At 39.5% G+C, this 18,762-nt stretch carries 21 protein-coding genes; 8 read left to right on the top strand and 13 right to left on the bottom strand.

Annotated elements, in window-relative coordinates; all coding sequences use genetic code 11:
- The first annotated feature begins 24 nt into the window (after nucleotides 1-24).
- Nucleotides 25-315: a putative quinol monooxygenase gene (locus tag B3297_RS11770; RefSeq protein WP_070567167.1), complete on the top strand. Its 291-nt coding sequence runs from the start codon at nucleotides 25-27 to the stop codon at nucleotides 313-315.
- A 143-nt stretch (nucleotides 316-458) separates the two neighbouring features.
- On the opposite strand, the gene B3297_RS11765 is transcribed toward B3297_RS11770, so the two are convergent.
- From B3297_RS11765 to B3297_RS11745, 5 genes are all read right to left on the bottom strand, one after another.
- Nucleotides 459-782 (bottom strand): hypothetical protein, encoded by a 324-nt coding sequence (locus B3297_RS11765; RefSeq protein ID WP_070566978.1) that lies wholly within the window; start codon nucleotides 780-782, stop codon nucleotides 459-461.
- 89 nt (nucleotides 783-871) lie between these two features.
- Complete coding sequence (locus B3297_RS11760; RefSeq protein WP_070566976.1) at nucleotides 872-1,609, bottom strand: type 1 glutamine amidotransferase; 738 nt, start codon at nucleotides 1,607-1,609, stop codon at nucleotides 872-874.
- A gap of 11 nt (nucleotides 1,610-1,620) precedes the next feature.
- Nucleotides 1,621-2,352: a YggS family pyridoxal phosphate-dependent enzyme gene (locus B3297_RS11755; protein ID WP_070566974.1), complete on the bottom strand. Its 732-nt coding sequence runs from the start codon at nucleotides 2,350-2,352 to the stop codon at nucleotides 1,621-1,623.
- A gap of 1 nt (nucleotide 2,353) precedes the next feature.
- On the bottom strand, nucleotides 2,354-2,890 hold the full coding sequence (locus B3297_RS11750; protein WP_083296001.1) for a GNAT family N-acetyltransferase: 537 nt from the start codon (nucleotides 2,888-2,890) through the stop codon (nucleotides 2,354-2,356).
- 110 nt (nucleotides 2,891-3,000) lie between these two features.
- Nucleotides 3,001-3,513: an FMN-binding negative transcriptional regulator gene (locus B3297_RS11745; protein ID WP_083295995.1), complete on the bottom strand. Its 513-nt coding sequence runs from the start codon at nucleotides 3,511-3,513 to the stop codon at nucleotides 3,001-3,003.
- 152 nt (nucleotides 3,514-3,665) lie between these two features.
- On the opposite strand from B3297_RS11745, the gene B3297_RS11740 reads away from it, so the two are divergent.
- On the top strand, nucleotides 3,666-4,160 hold the full coding sequence (locus tag B3297_RS11740) for a GNAT family N-acetyltransferase (protein ID WP_070566972.1): 495 nt from the start codon (nucleotides 3,666-3,668) through the stop codon (nucleotides 4,158-4,160).
- A gap of 92 nt (nucleotides 4,161-4,252) precedes the next feature.
- Here B3297_RS11740 and B3297_RS11735 read toward each other — a convergent pair whose 3' ends face one another.
- On the bottom strand, nucleotides 4,253-6,073 hold the full coding sequence (locus B3297_RS11735) for a mechanosensitive ion channel family protein (protein WP_083295994.1): 1,821 nt from the start codon (nucleotides 6,071-6,073) through the stop codon (nucleotides 4,253-4,255).
- A 272-nt stretch (nucleotides 6,074-6,345) separates the two neighbouring features.
- On the opposite strand from B3297_RS11735, the gene B3297_RS11730 reads away from it, so the two are divergent.
- Nucleotides 6,346-8,814: a glutaminase family protein gene (locus B3297_RS11730; protein ID WP_070567163.1), complete on the top strand. Its 2,469-nt coding sequence runs from the start codon at nucleotides 6,346-6,348 to the stop codon at nucleotides 8,812-8,814.
- Between the two features lie 276 nt (nucleotides 8,815-9,090).
- On the opposite strand, the gene B3297_RS11725 is transcribed toward B3297_RS11730, so the two are convergent.
- Together B3297_RS11725 and B3297_RS11720 are read right to left on the bottom strand one after the other, a co-directional pair.
- Nucleotides 9,091-11,010 carry a sensor histidine kinase gene (locus B3297_RS11725; protein ID WP_070566968.1) on the bottom strand — a complete coding sequence of 640 codons (1,920 nt, stop codon included), beginning with the start codon at nucleotides 11,008-11,010 and terminating at the stop codon, nucleotides 9,091-9,093.
- The gene (locus B3297_RS11720; protein WP_083295993.1) at nucleotides 11,007-11,750 is read right to left on the bottom strand and encodes a LytR/AlgR family response regulator transcription factor; all 744 of its coding nucleotides are present in this window, start codon (nucleotides 11,748-11,750) and stop codon (nucleotides 11,007-11,009) included. Before B3297_RS11720 ends, B3297_RS11725 begins: the two co-directional genes overlap by 4 nt.
- A gap of 187 nt (nucleotides 11,751-11,937) precedes the next feature.
- Here B3297_RS11720 and B3297_RS11715 point away from each other — a divergent pair, with 187 nt between their 5' ends.
- From B3297_RS11715 to B3297_RS11700, 4 genes are all read left to right on the top strand, one after another.
- A complete protein-coding gene (locus B3297_RS11715; RefSeq protein WP_070566966.1) occupies nucleotides 11,938-12,591 on the top strand; it encodes a Pr6Pr family membrane protein in 654 nt (217 codons plus the stop codon).
- A gap of 72 nt (nucleotides 12,592-12,663) precedes the next feature.
- A complete protein-coding gene (locus B3297_RS11710; RefSeq protein ID WP_070566963.1) occupies nucleotides 12,664-13,185 on the top strand; it encodes a hypothetical protein in 522 nt (173 codons plus the stop codon).
- 128 nt (nucleotides 13,186-13,313) lie between these two features.
- Complete coding sequence (locus tag B3297_RS11705) at nucleotides 13,314-13,721, top strand: VOC family protein (RefSeq protein WP_046675059.1); 408 nt, start codon at nucleotides 13,314-13,316, stop codon at nucleotides 13,719-13,721.
- A gap of 255 nt (nucleotides 13,722-13,976) precedes the next feature.
- Nucleotides 13,977-14,240 carry a hypothetical protein gene (locus B3297_RS11700; protein ID WP_070566961.1) on the top strand — a complete coding sequence of 88 codons (264 nt, stop codon included), beginning with the start codon at nucleotides 13,977-13,979 and terminating at the stop codon, nucleotides 14,238-14,240.
- Between the two features lie 81 nt (nucleotides 14,241-14,321).
- Here the strand turns inward: B3297_RS11700 and B3297_RS11695 are convergent, their stop codons facing one another.
- On the bottom strand, nucleotides 14,322-14,945 hold the full coding sequence (locus tag B3297_RS11695; RefSeq protein ID WP_070566959.1) for an HPP family protein: 624 nt from the start codon (nucleotides 14,943-14,945) through the stop codon (nucleotides 14,322-14,324).
- Between the two features lie 382 nt (nucleotides 14,946-15,327).
- Between B3297_RS11695 and B3297_RS11690 the strand changes: the two genes are divergently transcribed.
- On the top strand, nucleotides 15,328-15,786 hold the full coding sequence (locus B3297_RS11690) for a VOC family protein (RefSeq protein ID WP_070566955.1): 459 nt from the start codon (nucleotides 15,328-15,330) through the stop codon (nucleotides 15,784-15,786).
- Between the two features lie 2 nt (nucleotides 15,787-15,788).
- Here B3297_RS11690 and B3297_RS11685 read toward each other — a convergent pair whose 3' ends face one another.
- From B3297_RS11685 to B3297_RS11670, 4 genes are all read right to left on the bottom strand, one after another.
- Nucleotides 15,789-16,121, bottom strand: coding sequence for a winged helix-turn-helix transcriptional regulator (locus B3297_RS11685; RefSeq protein WP_046675064.1), 333 nt, complete (start codon nucleotides 16,119-16,121; stop codon nucleotides 15,789-15,791).
- A gap of 93 nt (nucleotides 16,122-16,214) precedes the next feature.
- Nucleotides 16,215-17,378 carry a PepSY-associated TM helix domain-containing protein gene (locus B3297_RS11680; RefSeq protein ID WP_070566953.1) on the bottom strand — a complete coding sequence of 388 codons (1,164 nt, stop codon included), beginning with the start codon at nucleotides 17,376-17,378 and terminating at the stop codon, nucleotides 16,215-16,217.
- Nucleotides 17,379-17,463: 85 nt separating this feature from the next.
- Complete coding sequence (locus tag B3297_RS11675) at nucleotides 17,464-17,943, bottom strand: hypothetical protein (protein ID WP_070566950.1); 480 nt, start codon at nucleotides 17,941-17,943, stop codon at nucleotides 17,464-17,466.
- A gap of 279 nt (nucleotides 17,944-18,222) precedes the next feature.
- Nucleotides 18,223-18,687, bottom strand: coding sequence for a GNAT family N-acetyltransferase (locus tag B3297_RS11670; RefSeq protein WP_254667721.1), 465 nt, complete (start codon nucleotides 18,685-18,687; stop codon nucleotides 18,223-18,225).
- Between the last annotated feature and the right edge of the window lie 75 nt (nucleotides 18,688-18,762).

Here is an 18,762-nt window from a genome sequence, read left to right as displayed (position 1 = left end):
AATTACCAAAATAAAATCAATAACATGAAGGTATATTTAACCGCAATTTTAAAAGCAGTTCCTGCACATCGGGAAGAAGTATTGGCATTATTGTTAGAAATGGTCGAGGCAAGTAGGAAAGAAGAAGCGTGTATACAGTATGATCTGCACCAGGTAAACAGTGATGAAAATCAATTTATATTTTATGAAATCTGGGAAGATCAAGCGGGCTTGGATGCGCATAATCAACAACCTTATATTGTGGCATTTGGAAAAGTGGCTGGTGAAAAATTACAGGAAACGCCTCAAATTATAGCAATGAATAAGATTGCTTAATTTACCATGTGGTCTGTCCGGACCTTATTGAGAAGATAGCAAACAACATGTGTAGTGGATGATTTGTGTGGGCCTAGGATATGAACTATAATTGAAGTATTGGTGGTGCCAAAATCATTTGTGTTGCCTAGATAGAGCGTGCTCTATTCTGATTTGGTGACGCGAATGATTTTGTTGGTACCTTGCTGAACAGCGACGTCGACTTTATTTCGTTGCGTGTAGCTCTGTTGCAGGAGATTCAATTTTTTGGTCAGCTGACCATCTTGATTATCTAGCCAGAAGGTAGCAGCCATGATACCAATTTGCACTCTGTAACTGGAATCAGTTTCCGGAACAAGCTGCTCGATAATCTGATGTTGATACCAGGTCAGTTTTTTGTTTTCTTTTTGGGAAACACAGCTGTACAGGAGAAATGCCAGAAGGGCGACATAGCCCATTTTTAGAAGTTTACTGCGTCTTAGGTCCATCAATAGTTCTTTGTGTTAATATCAAATCTACGATTTTTTATCCAACTAATGAATTACCTCTACGAATTTTTATGGCCTCATTTAAACAGTTATGCGCATTTATTGACCAGACTTCTCCTGTATGCACATTCAAGTAAATCTAAAAATGTATGAAGTTTATTGTTCATTTCGTTGTAATCATAAGCCTGAATTACGTCGGGTAATTGCACAAATTGGTGCAATTGGCTTTGGAGAAGGAGATCTTCTTCTGAAGCTATCAATAGCCGGACGACTTCAGTCGTGAGTTCCATATGGCATTGAAATCCGTAAACGAGATTTGTATAACGCACAATTTGCCTAGGGCAGCCGGCGCTACTTGCTAAGATTTCACTTTCAGGGGTAAGTCCAGGCATATCGTTGTGCCAATGTCCAACCGATAACGGGCTGCCAAAATGTGCTATTTTGGAGTCGTTTATTCCTGCCGCTGTAAGCGTGATGGGGAAAACCCCAATTTCTTTTTGTGGACTATGTTCATACTTTGCCAATAGCGCTTCGCCAATCAGTTGTGCGCCCAGGCATATACCAACAACTGCCTTGCCTGCATCAATACATCGGCGGATAAAGGCGATTTCGGCCTTAGCGTCAAAATAAGGGTATTCGGAAGGGGATGAATCTGGGCTTTGAGGTCCGCCCATAATGATCAATACATCGACGGAATCAATTTCGTCTGGCAGAAGGTCCTGTTGGTAGACCTGGGAAAAGGTGACCTCATGCTGTTGTTTTTCTGCCCAGGCTAAATAGGCTCCGGGTGCTTCAAAAACTTCGTGTTGTATAAAATGTATCCGCATTGGTTTTTATGTTATCGGTTTTCGTTCCAGTAATAACTATTTGGAGTAGGACGCTGTCCAAAAATTGCCGTTCCTACCCTGACAATCGTCGCGCCTTCCGCTATAGCTATTTCTAAATCCCCGCTCATGCCCATCGACAGTTCTTTCATCGATACATCAGGAATAGCTAGGGCTATAATTTGTTGTTGAATATGTCTAAGCAATTTGAAACAGGCTCGTACCTGTTCGGCCTCGGCACTCAATAGACCTATCGTCATCAATCCTTTAATCTTTAGTGTGTTTAATGTTGCTATTTGCTGTACTAGATCGATCACTTCCTTTGGAGCAGCGCCGTACTTGCTCTCTTCAAAGGAAGTATTCACCTGAATGAGCACCTCCATGGTTTTATCTTCTTTTAAAAGTCGTTGATGCAATTTTTCGGCAAGATCTATACGATCTATTGAATGGATGCAGGATACGTTGTATTTAAGCAGATCCTTGATTTTATTGGTTTGCAGGTGGCCAATAAAATGATTAACATGCGGAATAGTATTTAAATACTCAAATTTGTCTTTTAATTCCTGTACTTTATTTTCGGCAATTAAGGTTTGACCAGTTTGCAGTGCGATTTCGATACGTTCGGCAGGTACGGTTTTAGTCGCTAGCAATAATTTTACTTCGCGTGGGTCGCGCTGATTTGCTTTGCACGCTTTGTCGATACGCTGTTGTATAATGCGTATATTCTCTGTAATAAACTCATCCATGTTACGGTTGTATTGTTTTTTTCATCATAATATCGATTTGCTTATCGTCGCCCAGTTGAAATATATGCTTGTCGAATGCCACAAAGCCATTTTTCCGATAGAAATTGATCGCGCGGGAATTTTTTTCCCAAACACCAAGCCAGATAAATGAAACTGCTTTTTTTTGAGCTAAGACTAGTGCTTTCTCGAACAATAGCTGCCCCACTTTTCTACCGTGAAATTCCTGTAGAACATAGATGCGTTCAATTTCCAATGCCTGTGGGCTTTGGTTTTCGGTCTGCGCTTGTCCGGTATTTATTTTTAAGTAACCGATAACATTATTTTCTAAAACGGCGAAGTAAAATTCAGACTCATCATGGCAGAGCTCGGCCAATAATTTTTCTCTTGCAAAACCTTCCGTTAGATAAGTCTTCATGTTCTCTTCGGTGTTTGTGTCTGAAAAGGTCTGGATAAATGTTTCTTTTCCAATATGCTGCAGCAGGTCAATATCTGTTAGTTTTACTTTAGTGATGGCTATTTCGGTGTTATTTTTGTTCATTTTTTTCATTACTTATTGATCCATTTTTCATTGCTGCGGCAATATTTCTTTCGAGCTCATTGTCGCTATTTTTCAGAAAATCGCGGATACGCTGTTTTTCTGTTTCACTTTTATTTTGACCTAATTTTTTTTTGGCCCTGTAAATCCGTAACGACAAGTTCGAAGGCGATGATACCTCGCATCATGCCACTTTTGAAGCGATCGGAGAGATTGTTCCATTGTGTTAGATAAGCTTCGTCGTAACTGAGGATCATTTGCTCTAAAGCCTTGTTTATTGCTTTTTCCTCCGTAAGGATAGATGCAAGACCATAGGCATGAACCGCAATGTAGTCCCAGGTTGGTACACTTTCCTCCTTGTCGTAGTGCTGTGGCGAGATATAAGCATGTGGTTCGGAGAAAATGACTAATGACGGTGTATTTTCGATATAATTGGCTTGTTCGTTTGCGCGAGCGAAGTGTGATGTTAAAAGCAGCTGATCTTTATCTGTACGGATGTGGAAGGGGAGCTGGGTTGCTATTGGAATCCCCTCTTTAACCGATACGATGGTGGCAAAACTATATTGTTGCATAAATTCAACCTTTTCTGCGTAATCTTCGAACTGGAAATGTTTGGGTACATACATGCAAATAGCTATTTCTTGATTTAATTCAAAATTACGGCCAATGGGTGCAAATGAGCTAGTCCAAATTGAATAATGTAGCTGGTCCAGTGTTCATTTATTGCGCTTGCTTAAGTATATTTACGTTAAAAGATAAGCAAAAAAAGACGCCAAAAATGGAGAAATATGAGCTAAGACGTTTAGAAATAGGAGAATGGCAGCAATACAAAAAGATAAGACTGGAGGCCTTATCTTCTGCTCCTGAGGTGTTCGGTAGCAATTATCAAAAGGAAGCGGCTTATAGTGATGCCGAGTGGATGGCCTTACTGGGCAATCCCAAGTGTGCGATATTCGGTTTGTATAACCAAGAATTATTGATTGGGCTGACTGGTGTCGTGTTGGATCGGACGGATGAATCAAATGCGATTTTGATCGCGTCTTTCATTCAGGAAGGCCATAGAGGCCGGGGGTTGTCCCGCTTGTTTTATGAAGCGCGTATAACATGGGCACGTGAACAAGGCTGCCTCCGGATTACGGTATCTCATGGGGTTGGTAACGAAGCCTCGAGAGCTGCAAATCAATCGTTTAACTTTGCGTATACACATTCAAGAGATGTCGTTTGGCCTGATGGGGTCAAAGCAGAAGAGCTGATCTATGTTTTGAATCTTTAGTTAACCTGCTTCCTGCTGTTGATCAATTACTGCGTTCAGTCCGGTCTGAACGCAGCAACTGATCTATAAAATACAGCGCATGGAAACAAGCTTTAAAGTTCGTTTTCGTGCGAACTGTTGGGTGCTTTCGGATTATATTGCTGGACATGATCAACTTTGGCAAATAGGTGTGGACCATTCATTTCAATTCCTGCCGCTAAAAAGTCATCGAGGATCAATTGAAAAATTTCAGATTTTGCCAGTTCAATTTCCGCGGATCTAGCGATGTAGACATTCAGTTCATATAAAACATAAAAGTCGTCTAATTTTTTTTGCAAGACGAATGGGGCAGGACTAAGGTTGACTCTTTTTATTCGTGGCGGGATGTTCAGCAGCAATTCGTGGATACGTTGCCAAGGTTCTTCATAACCGACTGTCAATTCCACCTGAAAACAAATTCCCTCTTCAGAGAATGTCGAATAATTGACGGTATTTCCCGAAAGTACCGAGGAATTGGGAATGGTAATTTCTTCATTTTTTATCGTTCGAAGCCTGGTTACCAGGGGGGATTTTTCGATAACAACGCCCGTTTTGTCGGCGATAGTGATACGGTCTCCGATACGGAAAGGACGCATATAGGTGATCACAAGCCCCGCTATGATATTGGAAATCGCAGAAGATGACCCCAAAGAGAACAGGACACCAATAAATACGGATATTCCTTTAAAGATATCTGAATTTGCGCCGGGTAAGTAAGGGAATATGAGCACCAGCGTGAAGGCTTGGAGCAGAAAACGAACAATAGTAAAGGTTGGCATGGCAAAATCGCGATGAAAACCATTGACCTCTAATTTGCCTTTGTCAATTTCGCTAAAAATATACTTTATGAATCGAACGGCATACCGCATGACAACGAGTATGACAAATACAGTAATCAGATTGGGAATATAATCCCAAATGGCCAAAACTGCAGTCTTCAGGGGCTTTGTAAAAAGTCCAATGAGATTGGATGCCCAGCTCTGTGTAAATGGAAAGACACTAAAGACAATCGGCAGCATGATAAAGGCAATGAGTACGATCAAGCCCCAACGTAAGATATTTATGGCATTAATAAACATCCGTGTTTTTTGTACGGAGGTGACAAGGACGTAATTTTTGATCTTAATGTCTTTGATCCGCTGTGTTCTTTCTGTCAATATACGTCGCGTACCATATTTTTTCAATTTGTTTATCAATAGAATCAATATCGAAAAAACGACTAGAATGAGAAATACAAGCCCAATACGCGTAAGAAGTTTTGTAATGCTGTTATCAGCACGTTCCGTTTTGATTGAATCCTGAATTCTTTTTAGGTAGTTTGCCGCAATCTCTTCTTTGCTTTTTCCTTCAAGAAGGGCATCGAGTTCTGTGACGGAAGTTATGACGAGATCTTTATAAACGATGTCGGCACTTATTTCGCTGTTTTCGATTTTAAAGGAATCTACTTTCACAAAATCGTCTTCATATAGATTATGGATTCTGCTGACCACATTGTAGGCGCGGTCTTTGGCTAATGATGATCCAAGTTTATTATAGATATAGAATAGCGTATCCTGAAATGGCGCGACCGCATATCTTTTTGTGTTTTTTTTGATGGAGTCTACTTTAACTTTCAGCTGCTGCTTCCGAAGGTTATTTTCTTCGTCAAACTCATTCAGCTGCTGTTTTAAATTTTCTTTTTTGGGGCTATTTTGACTTTTAAGATCGGCAATTTCATGCTGAAGCTTTACCCGTTCAAGAGAATCATTAATTTGCTGTTGTCTAATTCCGTTCAGTAGGGAACTTAGATCCAATTCTTTTTTATTGACCGAATCTGTTTCTTGTGCATAAAGCGGTGCGCTCGTTGAAAATAGACAAGATATAGTCATTAAGAAATAAACGTAAATACTTCTCATCGTGTTATTGGTAAAATTGAATGCCGATGTTTACTAGGTTATTTTGCGCATAACGATCGGACAGGTTCTCAAAGATAATAATTATCTCGATTAGACGGCAGATCGTCAAATATGATATAAATTGAAGGTAAAATGATACGATGCGACAGCTGAATTTAACTTATTCCGACTTTCTTTGTTAAAACGATTGAGCATATGCTCAATACGAAAAACTGTATAGCTAATTTTATCTAAAAAATATGATTAAACCTTTTCAAAAATCTATTTATGCAATGAACAAACTTGGGAAGATATGTCTCTGTGTTATTGTAGCCTGTGTTTCCACTGTTTTAGATGGACAAGCCCAAGAACGCAAAGCTCCGGCTTATCCATTGATTACACACAACCCCAATTTTAGTATATGGTCAATGACAGATCAGCTTCATGCATCGACAACAAAGCACTGGACAGACGCTGATCATTCGCTGTTGGGCTTAATTGATGTTGATGGTCATATTTATCGTTTTCTTGGCAAAGAGGAACCGAGTTATGCGGTTATTCTACCGACTGCCGAAGATAAATCTTATACGGTACAGTATACAGAATCAAAACCTCAAGGTGGCTGGGAATCTTCCGCTTATAATACGGATACGTGGAAATCGGGACTTGCACCCATAGGTGATGACGAGAAGCAGGTAAAAACCCTTTGGAAATCGGACGATATCTGGGTGAGACGCGAGTTTTCCGTAGCGGATCCGAAGGGTATTAATGAGTTGTTTTTAAAACTCAATCATGATGATAATATAGACGTATTTTTGAATGGGAAGAAGGTTTACGAAAAAGTAGGTTGGACCAACAACTTTCAGTATATACCGATTGACAAGACGAATTTGAAGGCTGGGCAAAATAATATTGCCATCCATTTGAAGAATAGTGCTGGCGGTCGTTATCTCGATTTTGGTTTGGTTGACAGGCTTAAAGAGCGTGGGGCACGGATTGAAGAAGCCGTGCAAAACGATGTAGAAATAACAGCGACGCGTACGGTTTATAACTTTCAGGCAGGTAAGGTTGATCTAAAATTAACTTTTACGTCGCCTTTGCTTATGGAAGATCTGAATTTATTGGCTCGACCGGTAAGCTATATCACGTATAACGTCAAAGCAAACGATGGCAAGCAGCATGCGGTTAAAGTTTTTCTAAGTGCATCCACAAATATTGCGGTGTATAAACCTTCACAGGAGGTGATCGCCGAAAAATATGAGACGGCAAAATTGTCTGTACTAAAGACGGGAACGGTCGAACAGCCTATTCTGCAGAAAGGGGCCGATGATATGCGGATAGACTGGGGGTATTTTTATGTTGCTGCGCCGAAGCGGGATAAAACGCAACAGTTTATTAGTCCGAGAGGCGGAGCCGTAGACGCCTTTAGAAAGGGAACAACGACATCGGTAAAAACTGTTAAGGGGACATCACTTGCGCTGAACACGGTCATTCCATTTGGCAATGTGGGGGCGAAAGTGGAGGAACGTTTTGTAGAGGTTGGGTACGATGAAATTTATGCGATTCAGTATTTCAAAAATAATTTGAGACCATGGTGGAACAACTCCGGTAAAGAAACGATGGAAAATCAGCTGACTTTGGCTGCAGATGAGTATCGTAAGGTACTCGATAAGTGCGTGGCATTCGACAAAACAGTGTATGCAGATGCGCTAAAATCGGGTGGAAAAGAGTATGCACACCTTAGCGTTCTCGCTTATCGTCAAAGTATTGCAGCACATACCTTGGTGAAAAGTCCACAAAACGAACTACTATGGCTTTCCAAAGAAAATAATAGTGGCGGATTCATCAATACGGTCGATGTCACTTATCCTTCAGCGCCATTGTATCTGATCTATAATCCGGAGTTGTTGAAAGGGATGTTAAGTGGAATATTTTATTTTAGTGAGAGCGGTAAATATCCCTATCCTTGGGCAGCGCACGATTTGGGTACGTATCCATTGGCCAATGGTCAAACCTATGGTGAACCTATGCCTGTGGAGGAATCGGGCAATATGATTATTTTAACTGCTGCAATCGCAAAAGTGCAAGGGAATGCTGACTATGCCAGGAAGCATTGGAAAACATTGACAACATGGGTAGATTATCTCGTTAAAGATGGTTTTGACCCTAAAACGCAGCTATGTACAGATGATTTTGCCGGTCACCTTGCACGAAATGCCAATTTATCTGTTAAGGCTATCGTTGGTATTGCTTGTTATGCGCAGCTAGCGGAGGCCATTGGTGAAACCGCAATAGCAAAAAAATACCGTGCAATTGCCGAGGAAATGGTTCCGAAATGGATGGAAATGGCATATGCTGGTGATCATTATGCACTGACATTTGATGATAAAAATACCTGGAGTCAAAAATATAATTTGATCTGGGACAAAGTGTTGGGATTGAATCTATTTCCACAGAAAGTGTATGATACAGAAATTAAGTATTATCTGACCAAGCAAAATAGATTCGGCATACCATTGGATAGCCGTAAAGCGTACACAAAAAATGACTGGATTCTTTGGACGGCATCATTTGCTCCATCAAGAGAAGCATTTGAAGCTTTGATAAAACCAGTCTATAATCATGCGATTCAAACGGAATCCCGTGTCCCATTAAATGATTTTTATGATTCGACTACGGGGATCCGCGAAAACTTCAAGGCGCGTAGTGTTGTTGGAGGTTTTTACATGAAACTTTTAGCGGATATCATGAAACAGAAATAAATGAGGAAAATGAGTAGGAGACGGGAGTCCACAATGAAATATTTAGTTTGTGTTTAGTTAATAAGACGGCGGGCAATTAAAGAATTGCTCGCCGTTTGTTTATAGGGTTATGCGTTTCAATATCCCGTATTTTACGGTATCGAAATTTGGCTCAACATGGTTCTTTTTTCTGATTTCTGTTGAAATACGTGTTGTCTTGCAAGTTCTGTATTGTTTTCCTGAAATTTTCACTGCAGTAGAACCTAGAAAGGACGTTAAATATTCCTTTGTTTGCCATTAATATGTCACTGGTATATGAAGGATGACTGTGGTACCAGCAGTTGGGTTTTTGGTGATCTGTACACTTGCTTTCTTGCCCAACAGCTGCATGCGTTCACGACTGATGGTCCCAGAGAGTGAACGATGGGTAATTACAGGAATGTCTGGATTTACTTTACCACTATCTTTAATCGTCACCTGTAGGATATCTTCAGATAACGTAAACTGGATGTCGATACTGCCATCGCCCGTTTCGAGGTTTATGCCATGCAGAATTGCATTTTCAACATAGGGTTGTATGAGCATTGGTGGTAGCATGACCGCACTTAAATCTTGATCTTCAGGTTGTGTGATATGGTAATGAAAGGCATCTTCAAAACGCATTTGCTGCAAGATCAAATAGTTTTCTAAGGTTTCCAGTTCCTCATTTAATGGAACAAGGTTTTCACGGCTTAATTCGAGATTGCTGCGTAGTAGTCGACTGAAACGATTTAAATATTTGATGGCATTTTCCTTCTTATCCAGGCGCATGAAGCTCTGTACAGCGGAAAGGGTATTGAAAATAAAGTGCGGTTCCATCTGTGTGCGCAACAACTGCTGCTGCAACAAGACCTTTTCTTTCTCTTGTATGGAACGGCGCTGGCGAAAACTGTAATATAGGAAGAAAAGTATGATGATCAATAAAATAACCGCGAGCGAGGATATGATCAGCCCTAAACGATTTTGTTGTAGCTGGAGTTTATTGATCTTGATATTTTCGTTCAGTATTCGAATAGATTGATCCTTCGCCTGGAGTTGATATAGGGCATTCATTTCTGCGATCGCTTGTGTATTCTCCGATTGGTAAATACCCCTTTGTAATTGCACAAGATGATTCAATACGTCTATTGCGGCTTTATTTTTTCCTTGCAAGCGATAGACGGCTGCTAGACTGTTTTGAAATGTAATTTCGTTGTTGGGAAAGATTAATTTTGGAAACTGCGCTTTAAGTTTGCTGGCTTTTTGGATGAATTTTTCTCCCAAGGCCGGCTTATTTAATGAAACATAGATTGCGGCAACATTACTGTAGTCTACGAATAAATTGTTCATCAATATAGAGGACGCTGTTTGTTGGTGCAAACGTTCATCTATCGCTATTTTTAGCAACTCATAATGTAAAATGGAGTCCGGTTTTTTAGCCGTTTCATAGTATTGGATCTTCGAATCATATAGAAAACTAATGTTGTATTTGTCTGGATTTTTGGCATGTAATTCTTCGAGTTGATGAAGGAAGGGGGCAATATCTTTTGCTGGCCGCTGTAAAGTATTCAGCGTCTGGATCATTTGTACCAATACGCGTTGTCGGTTAATGTGTCCTTCAGGCAGCGAATCAATTAGGGGGAGTACCGAACGATTCATTTTTTCTGCAAGGTTATACTGAAAGGAGCTCAAGTTGTTTTGGGCAGCGGACAGTAATATCGCTGATTTCGCTTCGGTTGACAATCCTGATGCGGTATCCGACAAAACAATCGTGGCGGCTTTGTTGTAATAATAGCCCGCTTCGCGTTGTTTTGCTTCTATGCTGCGGATATTTCCTATGCCATTGTAAATAAGAGCTTTGTATTTAGCGTTTCCGGTGGTGAGTTCAATGAGTTCGAGCGCCTGTTGAACAAAAAAAAGAGCCGAATCTTGGCCACTCATAGCATAGAGTCGTGCTAGATAATATTTTACACGGGCAGCGAGTACCGTGTCTTTTTTTACGGTGGCATGCTGGTCTAACTTTAACCAGGCAAGTTTGATGGAATCCCCATTTGCTGCATTTAATCTTTGGTCCTCCAGCGTTTTAATCTCTGCGGCAATAGCATCATGATCGGGCGACAGTGCGTCATTCTTTCGAGCGCAAGCGATCGAAAACAAAGACAGTAGCAGCCAAGGGAAAATGCGGTTCAATAGGCTCATTTTTCAGGGAACAGCTGATTTAAGATCGAGTTTTTTCTGCGTGATGAAATCGGAATTTCCTCTTTGTTCTTTAAGACAATATACTCGGAACGATTGACACCAGAAATATGTGACCTATTAACAAGATACGATTGATGGGTGCGTAAGAAATAGGGCGGTGGCAATAATTCTTCATAATATTTGAGGGGTTTAGAAATTAACTCCTTTGTACCATCATTTAAAAAGAAAAAAGTATAGGGACCGTCTCCTTTGCAGTACACGATGTTGTGAACGGGGACGATACGTACATGGTGTATGGAAGACAAGGCGATGCTTTCGGGAAGTTCGCTGGCGTGTAAAGCTTCCTGCACCATTGATAAACGCTGCATCCATTGGGGATTGTTTTCGCTTTTACGCCGGTAACGTTCTAATGCCTCGTTTAATTCGGTTTGATCGACCGGTTTCAAAAGATAATCCAAAGCACCATATTTGATGGCTTTGATTGCAAAATGATTGTAGGCCGTAATGAAAATAATATTCTGTGGAATAGCGATTAGCTTTTTTAGGATGTCAAATGCTGTACCATCACGGAGTTGAATATCCATGAGTATAACGTCTGGTTGTTTCTCTTCAATCAATTTTACAGCATTTGTCACCGTATCACTCCAGCCAACAAGTTCAACATCAGTTTCCTGTTGGATTAAATAGCTGATTTCTTTGCGTACCGCGGGTTCATCCTCGATAATGGCTACTCTGATCATTTATCAATACTTTATACCCTATAAAAATAATAATTGTAAGTAAGGAAACTGAATCCATTTACAATTCGTTGCAATTATTTACAATCTGGATTTAAGATTCGAGTAGGGGTGAATTGGATTTGATCATTTAAAATTCCAAATAGCAGTTGAAATTTTTATATTTAGTATTGTATAGACCACTAGAAATATGGAGGCTCAGAAGTCATTAAAATCGGTTTTTGCTGGTAGCATTGGTATAATTACCTTGTTTGCAATTGTTGGACAGTTTATCTTAAGTGCTCATACCTCCAAGCTTGACAGGATCGACTATATTATTCAGTTTTTTAGTTATTTTACAATTCTGAGTAATGTAATGGTTATGTTATGCTGTTTTTTTACTATTTGCTGGTCAAAGAGTCGAATGGGCCTATTTTTTACTAGACCCGAAACAATTACTGCCGTAACATTATATATTCTTATTGTCGGAATTATCTATAATACCATACTTCGCTTTCTGTCGCATCCTCAGGGTTTATCAATGGTGGTTGACGAATTATTGCATGTGCTCGCTCCTGTGAGTTTTTTCCTTTTTTGGTGGCGTTTTTTGGACAAGGGAACAATCCGGTGGAGTCATATTTTTTATTGGTTGATCTTCCCATTAGTCTATCTTTTTTATACGTTGTGGCATGGTTCGTTTTCTGGATTTTATCCCTATCCTTTTGTCAATGTTTCCGAATTGGGGATGGACAGGGTTATTTTGAACAGCTTTGGAGTAACGTTGGTTTTCATCGTCATTGGTACATTGCTCATTGTATTGGGAAAGTGGCAAAACAAACGGCGTTCTCAACGGATTAAAAAATAAGAAAACTCAAAGCTCTTCGATATTGTTATATCACAAAACGGCGTTTATTTTTTACTTTAATTGAATTGAAAAATGGTTATACGATTTTTTATCTGTGTCTCTTTGGTATTATGTGCGATTTGTTGTTTTGGTCAAGTGGATGTTGATAAAATGAGAGCCGAGTACGCGACTGCTGTTCAAAACAAAAAGCTCTGTGAAACGAATCTGAAACTATTGGAAAAAGCTGCCAATTCCGCCACAGAAAAGGGTTATCTCGCGGCTTATGAGATATTATGGGCAAAACATATGGGCAACCCGTTTACAAAATTGGGGCAATTCAAGAAAGGAAAAAAGCTCCTCGAAGAAATGATCATGAAATACCCTGACAATATCGATTTACGTTTTATTCGTTGGAGCGTGCAGACGCACGCACCATCTTTTTTAAGCTATGGTAAAGATAGATTGCGTGATAAAGATTTCTTGGTCAAAAATTTACATAAATTGCCCAATCCAAAGGGCCGAGAAGTAATATATACCTATCTGAAAGAAGCGAATGGTTATCTAAAAGGCGAGCATGTGTTTTCGCAGGCTGAATTGAATGAGCTCTCCAAGTAACGAGCTTTCCAAACAAGATTTAGCTATTCCACCAGTTCATTGATGCTAAATAAAAATCTTCGCATAGGCCAAGTTTTTTTTGGACGGAAATTTTCATCTTTGTTAGATCAGTAGCAATTAAACTTTAAATGATGAAACAGATATTTATAAATCTCGCGGTAGCAGATGTGAATAAGTCAATGGATTTTTATACACAATTGGGCTTTACGAACAATCCTCAGTTTTCGGATGAGCAAGGTAAATGTATGGTTTGGAGTGAGCATATTTTTGTTATGCTTTTATCTCCGGATAAGTTTAAAACATTTACGGAAAAACCGCTTGCAGATACAAAAAAACAGATCGCAGGACTATTTTCACTTGCTGTCTCTGGTCTGGATCGTGTGAACGAAATTGTTGATAAAGGACTGAAAGCTGGCGGTATAGAACCCACGCCAATGAAAGACTATGGTTTTATGCAACAGCGAAGTATTGAAGATTTTGATGGGCATACCTGGGAGATATTTTACATGGATATGAGCAAATTTCCAACCGCATAAAAATCACAACGGAATAATCGGTGGAAGCAAGGTCCCTGCAGTAATGTAAGGGACTTTTTCTTTTGATTTTAACGTAGCGAAGCAAGTGTATGCCGACCATTGCCGCGGGCGATTTTTTATAGGAAGTACGAATATTAAATCAGGGTAAGCGAATTATAGTTATGGCTTGTCAAAAACGGATGTGCACCCTACATTTGACGAAATGCTCGTTCGTGTTAGATAAGCGGATCAGTATTAGATCATAAAACTTGACATATGTTTAAAAATAGAAAGCTCAGCAAAAATCCGCTTCATTATGTTTATGCGATAATATGGATTCTTATATTTGGTTCCATCGCTTATTACGTTTATTCAGGTGCCGCATTTAAACCGGAGAATGGTAAAATCCATTTGGTCGCCATACTTATTGCTTGGGTGGTGGAGTATTTGGGGCTTACAATTACGAGTTTACTATTCCTTCTGTATGGAATTTATCGGGCTATAATAACTGTTTTAGATGACGGAAAGAAGCGATCATAAAAGGATAGCGTTTGGGCGTCTACCCAAAACGCTATCCTTTATTAGTTTTAGATCGTGTTATTCAATAGACCATAAAGACTTTTAATCAAGACTCGATGGGCTCCTGCTTGCTTCAAAACGGGTTTTTAAATGCTGTCTTCTTGAGCGGCGCAAACGTGATTTTTTTACAGGATAATGTCTCTTTTTCGTGATATTGTTAAAGATCAGAGCCACCAGGAATAAAATTATGCAACCCGATAGTACTGGACTTAATACATACCAATATCCCATCGCTGAAATTTTTGTTCCGCTGCTGACGGCAATGAGTGCTGTTGCTCCACCAGGAGGGTGTAGCGTGCGTGTATGCTGCATACAAACAATGGACAAGGCCACGGCGAAGGGAGCGGTCAGCCAGATAATATCGGGAAGGAGCTGTGCAACGGTAACCCCGGCGATTGCAGAAACAACATGCCCACCAATTAAGTTGCGGGGTTGGGCAAGTGGACTTTGTATGGCACCATAAACCAAAACCGAGGAAGCTCCGAAGGAGCCTATCAAAAAGATATTTTCCAGCGAAGGTAAATGAAGAGATTGGATATAAGCGATAATAAATATTCCTACAAAGGCGCCAATAAATGACCAAAAATGTTCCCAAGGATCGACTAACGTCTCTCTATAGATCACATATCTATAGATCCGTAATTGTCGGTGAAGATGCTGTTTCATTTTATTTGCAAATATATATAGACTAAGGGCTTTAAACTTTGCGTATTCTATCTCGATTTTTGAAGAATTTATAACATCCGATTTCTTATGTTGGATGTCACCATACTTTGGACAGTAAAGTCCATCGAAATGATGTCTAATGAATACCTCATATTTATAGACTCATGGTAGTTACAAAGCTTTTATTCCTTGTTCAGATCGAGAAATTTAATGGGCAAAAGTACATTAAAATAATAAAATCTATCTGCTATAATTTAAAATCTCCCTCTAATACTGCTAGTTTTAACGTATACTCTTTTATGGCCACCAGCCCAACTTACAATTTTGTAAGTTGTTCCAGTCTCCAGAAAAACACATTAGTTTTGTTCAAAAAATATACTTTATGGAATTGAAAGATAATATTTTGGGTTTTCACCACCTGTCGATTAAGGCTCAGGATTTTGATAAGACAATTGGATTTTATGAAAATCTCGGTTTTATTATTGTGCATGAATGGTCATTACCCGAGTTTAATTTAGAACGTTGTGCTATGCTTTTTAATGCCTCTATTGGCTATTATTTGGAAATTTGTGATAAGAATGCTACTATTCCAACGCAGGGAAGAAGGCGTATAGAAGGGGAGGAATATGTCGAGAATGCGCTACTTCATCTGTGTTTTACGGTAGAAGACGCCGAAGATGCCCGAATACAGGCTATCGCCCATGGTGCTCAAGATTTGAGTGATGGAGTATTTCAACTCATACTCAGCCAAGGTAAAAAAGATGTTTTTGTGCGAAATAGCCTCGTTTACAGTCCGAATGGGGAAGTGATTGAGTTTTTGGAGCGTGTTGATTTTAGTTAAGGTTAGTCGTTGTTAAACCCGGAAAGCGCCGCCAATAGGGGTTTTAGTTTACGACTTTTATCGGTCAGCGAATAGATTGATGCTGTTTTACTTCGGTCTTTTTGAATGAGTCCGTCCAGTTGTAATTCTTTCAATTGTTTTGCGAGTGTACGATCGCTGACTTGGGGCAGGAGAATTTTGAATTCCGAGTAGTTCGTATCCTGCTCCAGGAGTTTGAATAGAATCGAAAGCTTCCATCGGCCACTGAATAATGCCAGCGTCTTGGAGGCGTTACAGAACTGTTGTAATGCTTTTTCATTGATTGCATTCGTCGAATTTTCTTTGCGGTCTTTCATAGCAGCTAATATCGATCATTTCTTCTATTATTATCTAGTCGTGTGTCTGATATAAGAATTCATTTGAATAAGTTTAAAAATAAGGATAATACGCTATGCTATGGTTTGAAGTTGAATTGCTTTCTTCTTTTGGCTTTTTGACGGTTTCTTCTTTCTTCTTTTGTTCAACCATATCCATATTCCTGTGATGGGGAGAGAAGCGGCTAGTGTAACGGCTAAGAATACAATAATCTTAGAAGGTAATCCAAATATCGACCCCATATGAATAGATTTCATCATACGTTGAGCCTGTTGCGCCAAAGGTAATTTTTCTAAAGGGTTATTTTTAAGTAGTTGTCCGGATTTGCTGTCAAAGAAAGCCTGGTTGATCTGTAAAGTTGCATTTGAAAAATTTTCCTTAGTTAGTGCAAAAGCTAAGTCCTTCTTTTCAGGAAACGTGATAATTATATTTCCAGAGCTGGGATATAGGCTGTTTAGCTGCTGATAGATCGTATCCAGCACGAGGTAATCTGAAAAAGCCTGATTGTTGATGTTGCTGATCTTCTCTTTTGTTGATTTTTGCGTTGAACCCAATACTTTATAGAATTGTTTATTGTACCAATCGAAACTCCAGGTCAATCCCGTCAAGGTAAAAATAATTAAAAACAAAGATGCGTAAAAACCGCCCACTGCGTGAAAATCCCAGATTTTTCTTCTGAGAGAGGCTGCCATTTTTATCGTTACACGTTGTTTGAGCATGGATTTATTTTTTGGCCACCACAGGTAAATACCACTTAGGGCAAGAAAGAAAGCCGCTAGAGCTGAGATTCCAGTTAGGGTACTTCCGATTTTTTCGACGAGAAGAAAACGATGGATATCCAAAGTCTTTTGAAAAAAACGGTCACTCTGCCGACCTTTGGATAATAGTGCTCCTGTATAAGGATTTATATATGCATACCAGTATCCGGTCTTTTTTTGTCCATACTGAATACGGAAACTACGGGAAGGATCTGCTGGAATTTCGATGCGAAACAACTTCTTGTCCGGAAAGATAGCTTCGGCTTTTTGGGAAATATGTGCAAGGGAAAGACGATTGCTTTGTACAGTTACCTGCTGTTCTTTCGGCCATAAAAGTGGGGTAAGCTCTTTTTCAAAGCTCAATAACATCCCTGTCACGCAAACAGTAAAAAAGATTATACCAAATAATAAGCCCAAATAAAGATGCAATTTTCTAAGTATATTTTTTAGGCTTTTTTGTTTAGCTCTTTTATGTGTCATAGATGCGCTGTCAATCGGATGAACAGCGCAAAAATATAGTATTATCAGTAATTATTCTAAATAAACGTAAAGTTTAATCGTACCGTTAATCGTCCCAATCCTCATTATCGTCGTAATACTCTTCTGGTCTTCTGTCAAGAGGTACATCTTTGACCACACGAATCGCAGCATTTCCTAAGTTGACATTCACTAGAAAAGAAGGGACATTCACAGAAAAGTTCCATCGGCCATTGGTCATATAGACATATCCGCCCCGATAAGGATCATAGAATGTTTTGTAATCGCTAAAGTACACATGATGTCTCATGTCGTAGTGATGTGCGCTAGCCCATCTTGGACGGCCATGATCATGTTCGTATGCATGTTTCCAGTATTTGCGATCTTGCTTATCGCGTTCGCGCACATATTTGTCGTACTCTTTTTCCCGTTTTCGAATGTATTTTTCACGGTCCTTGTTGCCATGCCAGCCATGGTCGTCATGTCCTCTGTGTTGTGCTTGTGTTAAAGCTGGCGTCACCAGAACTAGGCTTAGACAGCCCACCGCAATTGAAATTAGCTTTTTCATTATTCCCAAATTTTCATAGTTATTTTCTAGAATACAAAATCCTTGCCAATTGATCAGTGGTTATGTCTGATCTAATTGGTGTTGTCTGCCAGAGCTGCTTGGACTTCTTCTCAAAAGATACTGATTAGCGGGATAAGGCCTGAAATGGCGATAAATTAGATAAAAGCCGTATCTAATCAAGTTGAATATACATGTGATAATATTCGCCCCCTACTAAAGGAGTTTTTTTGCCGAGTTTGAAACCAATCCTTTCATAGAGTTTTTGTGCATTGGGATTCTCTAGGTCGACGAGCAAACTTTCTTAAAACCATTTTGCTTGGCATGTGTAATTGCATAATTTAAAAGTTCTGTTCCGATACCTTTGCCCCGTGCCATGGGAGCAACCGCAATTGAATCGATATAAAATTCGTCGCCAGCTGTTTCGGCTTCTGGAATCAAATTATTATTGTACAGTTCCTTCATATGATCCAAAATAGGCTGTCTTAATTCAATAAATCGATCACCATCGTAACCGGTTAATGAGCCTAAAATATGTCCATTGTCGTCAATTGCGACAAACGTATGCTCATAACTATAGAGATTACCTTTTTGCTTGAAGAGCTGCGTTAAGAAATTTACAGCCTCGCTTCGATCTTCTTTTTTGATAAAGCGAAATATAATGTCTTCCATTGCCTGGAGCATAATTTCAGGGACATAATGTGCGTCACTTTCTTGGGCACTTATAATGTTATGATGTATATCCATTTTTTTGAAGAATAAAAGCGAAGTTAGTAAACTTAAATGATTTTCGTTAAAGGGCTTTTGATCGGATTTTTTTTC

This window comes from Sphingobacterium sp. UBA3519, from assembly GCF_002377215.1.
In the GTDB taxonomy this organism is placed as follows: domain Bacteria; phylum Bacteroidota; class Bacteroidia; order Sphingobacteriales; family Sphingobacteriaceae; genus Sphingobacterium; species Sphingobacterium multivorum.
Note: the sequence above shows the minus strand (reverse complement) of the source record. Positions and strands in the feature narration are given on the sequence as shown.

Coding starts and splice junctions, on each gene's coding strand:
- B3297_RS11750 (WP_083296001.1), bottom strand. CDS start 2,890: ATGAACAAAAATAACACCGAAATAGCCATCACTAAAGTAAAACTAACA.
- B3297_RS11710 (WP_070566963.1), top strand. CDS start 12,664: ATGGTTATACGATTTTTTATCTGTGTCTCTTTGGTATTATGTGCGATT.
- B3297_RS11670 (WP_254667721.1), bottom strand. CDS start 18,687: ATGGATATACATCATAACATTATAAGTGCCCAAGAAAGTGACGCACAT.
- B3297_RS11675 (WP_070566950.1), bottom strand. CDS start 17,943: ATGAAAAAGCTAATTTCAATTGCGGTGGGCTGTCTAAGCCTAGTTCTG.
- B3297_RS11695 (WP_070566959.1), bottom strand. CDS start 14,945: ATGAAACAGCATCTTCACCGACAATTACGGATCTATAGATATGTGATC.
- B3297_RS11685 (WP_046675064.1), bottom strand. CDS start 16,121: ATGAAAGACCGCAAAGAAAATTCGACGAATGCAATCAATGAAAAAGCA.
- B3297_RS11680 (WP_070566953.1), bottom strand. CDS start 17,378: ATGACACATAAAAGAGCTAAACAAAAAAGCCTAAAAAATATACTTAGA.
- B3297_RS11690 (WP_070566955.1), top strand. CDS start 15,328: ATGGAATTGAAAGATAATATTTTGGGTTTTCACCACCTGTCGATTAAG.
- B3297_RS11745 (WP_083295995.1), bottom strand. CDS start 3,513: ATGTATGTACCCAAACATTTCCAGTTCGAAGATTACGCAGAAAAGGTT.
- B3297_RS11700 (WP_070566961.1), top strand. CDS start 13,977: ATGTTTAAAAATAGAAAGCTCAGCAAAAATCCGCTTCATTATGTTTAT.
- B3297_RS11760 (WP_070566976.1), bottom strand. CDS start 1,609: ATGCGGATACATTTTATACAACACGAAGTTTTTGAAGCACCCGGAGCC.
- B3297_RS11720 (WP_083295993.1), bottom strand. CDS start 11,750: ATGATCAGAGTAGCCATTATCGAGGATGAACCCGCGGTACGCAAAGAA.
- B3297_RS11735 (WP_083295994.1), bottom strand. CDS start 6,073: ATGAGAAGTATTTACGTTTATTTCTTAATGACTATATCTTGTCTATTT.
- B3297_RS11755 (WP_070566974.1), bottom strand. CDS start 2,352: ATGGATGAGTTTATTACAGAGAATATACGCATTATACAACAGCGTATC.
- B3297_RS11770 (WP_070567167.1), top strand. CDS start 25: ATGAAGGTATATTTAACCGCAATTTTAAAAGCAGTTCCTGCACATCGG.
- B3297_RS11705 (WP_046675059.1), top strand. CDS start 13,314: ATGATGAAACAGATATTTATAAATCTCGCGGTAGCAGATGTGAATAAG.
- B3297_RS11765 (WP_070566978.1), bottom strand. CDS start 782: ATGGACCTAAGACGCAGTAAACTTCTAAAAATGGGCTATGTCGCCCTT.
- B3297_RS11730 (WP_070567163.1), top strand. CDS start 6,346: ATGAACAAACTTGGGAAGATATGTCTCTGTGTTATTGTAGCCTGTGTT.
- B3297_RS11715 (WP_070566966.1), top strand. CDS start 11,938: ATGGAGGCTCAGAAGTCATTAAAATCGGTTTTTGCTGGTAGCATTGGT.
- B3297_RS11725 (WP_070566968.1), bottom strand. CDS start 11,010: ATGAGCCTATTGAACCGCATTTTCCCTTGGCTGCTACTGTCTTTGTTT.
- B3297_RS11740 (WP_070566972.1), top strand. CDS start 3,666: ATGGAGAAATATGAGCTAAGACGTTTAGAAATAGGAGAATGGCAGCAA.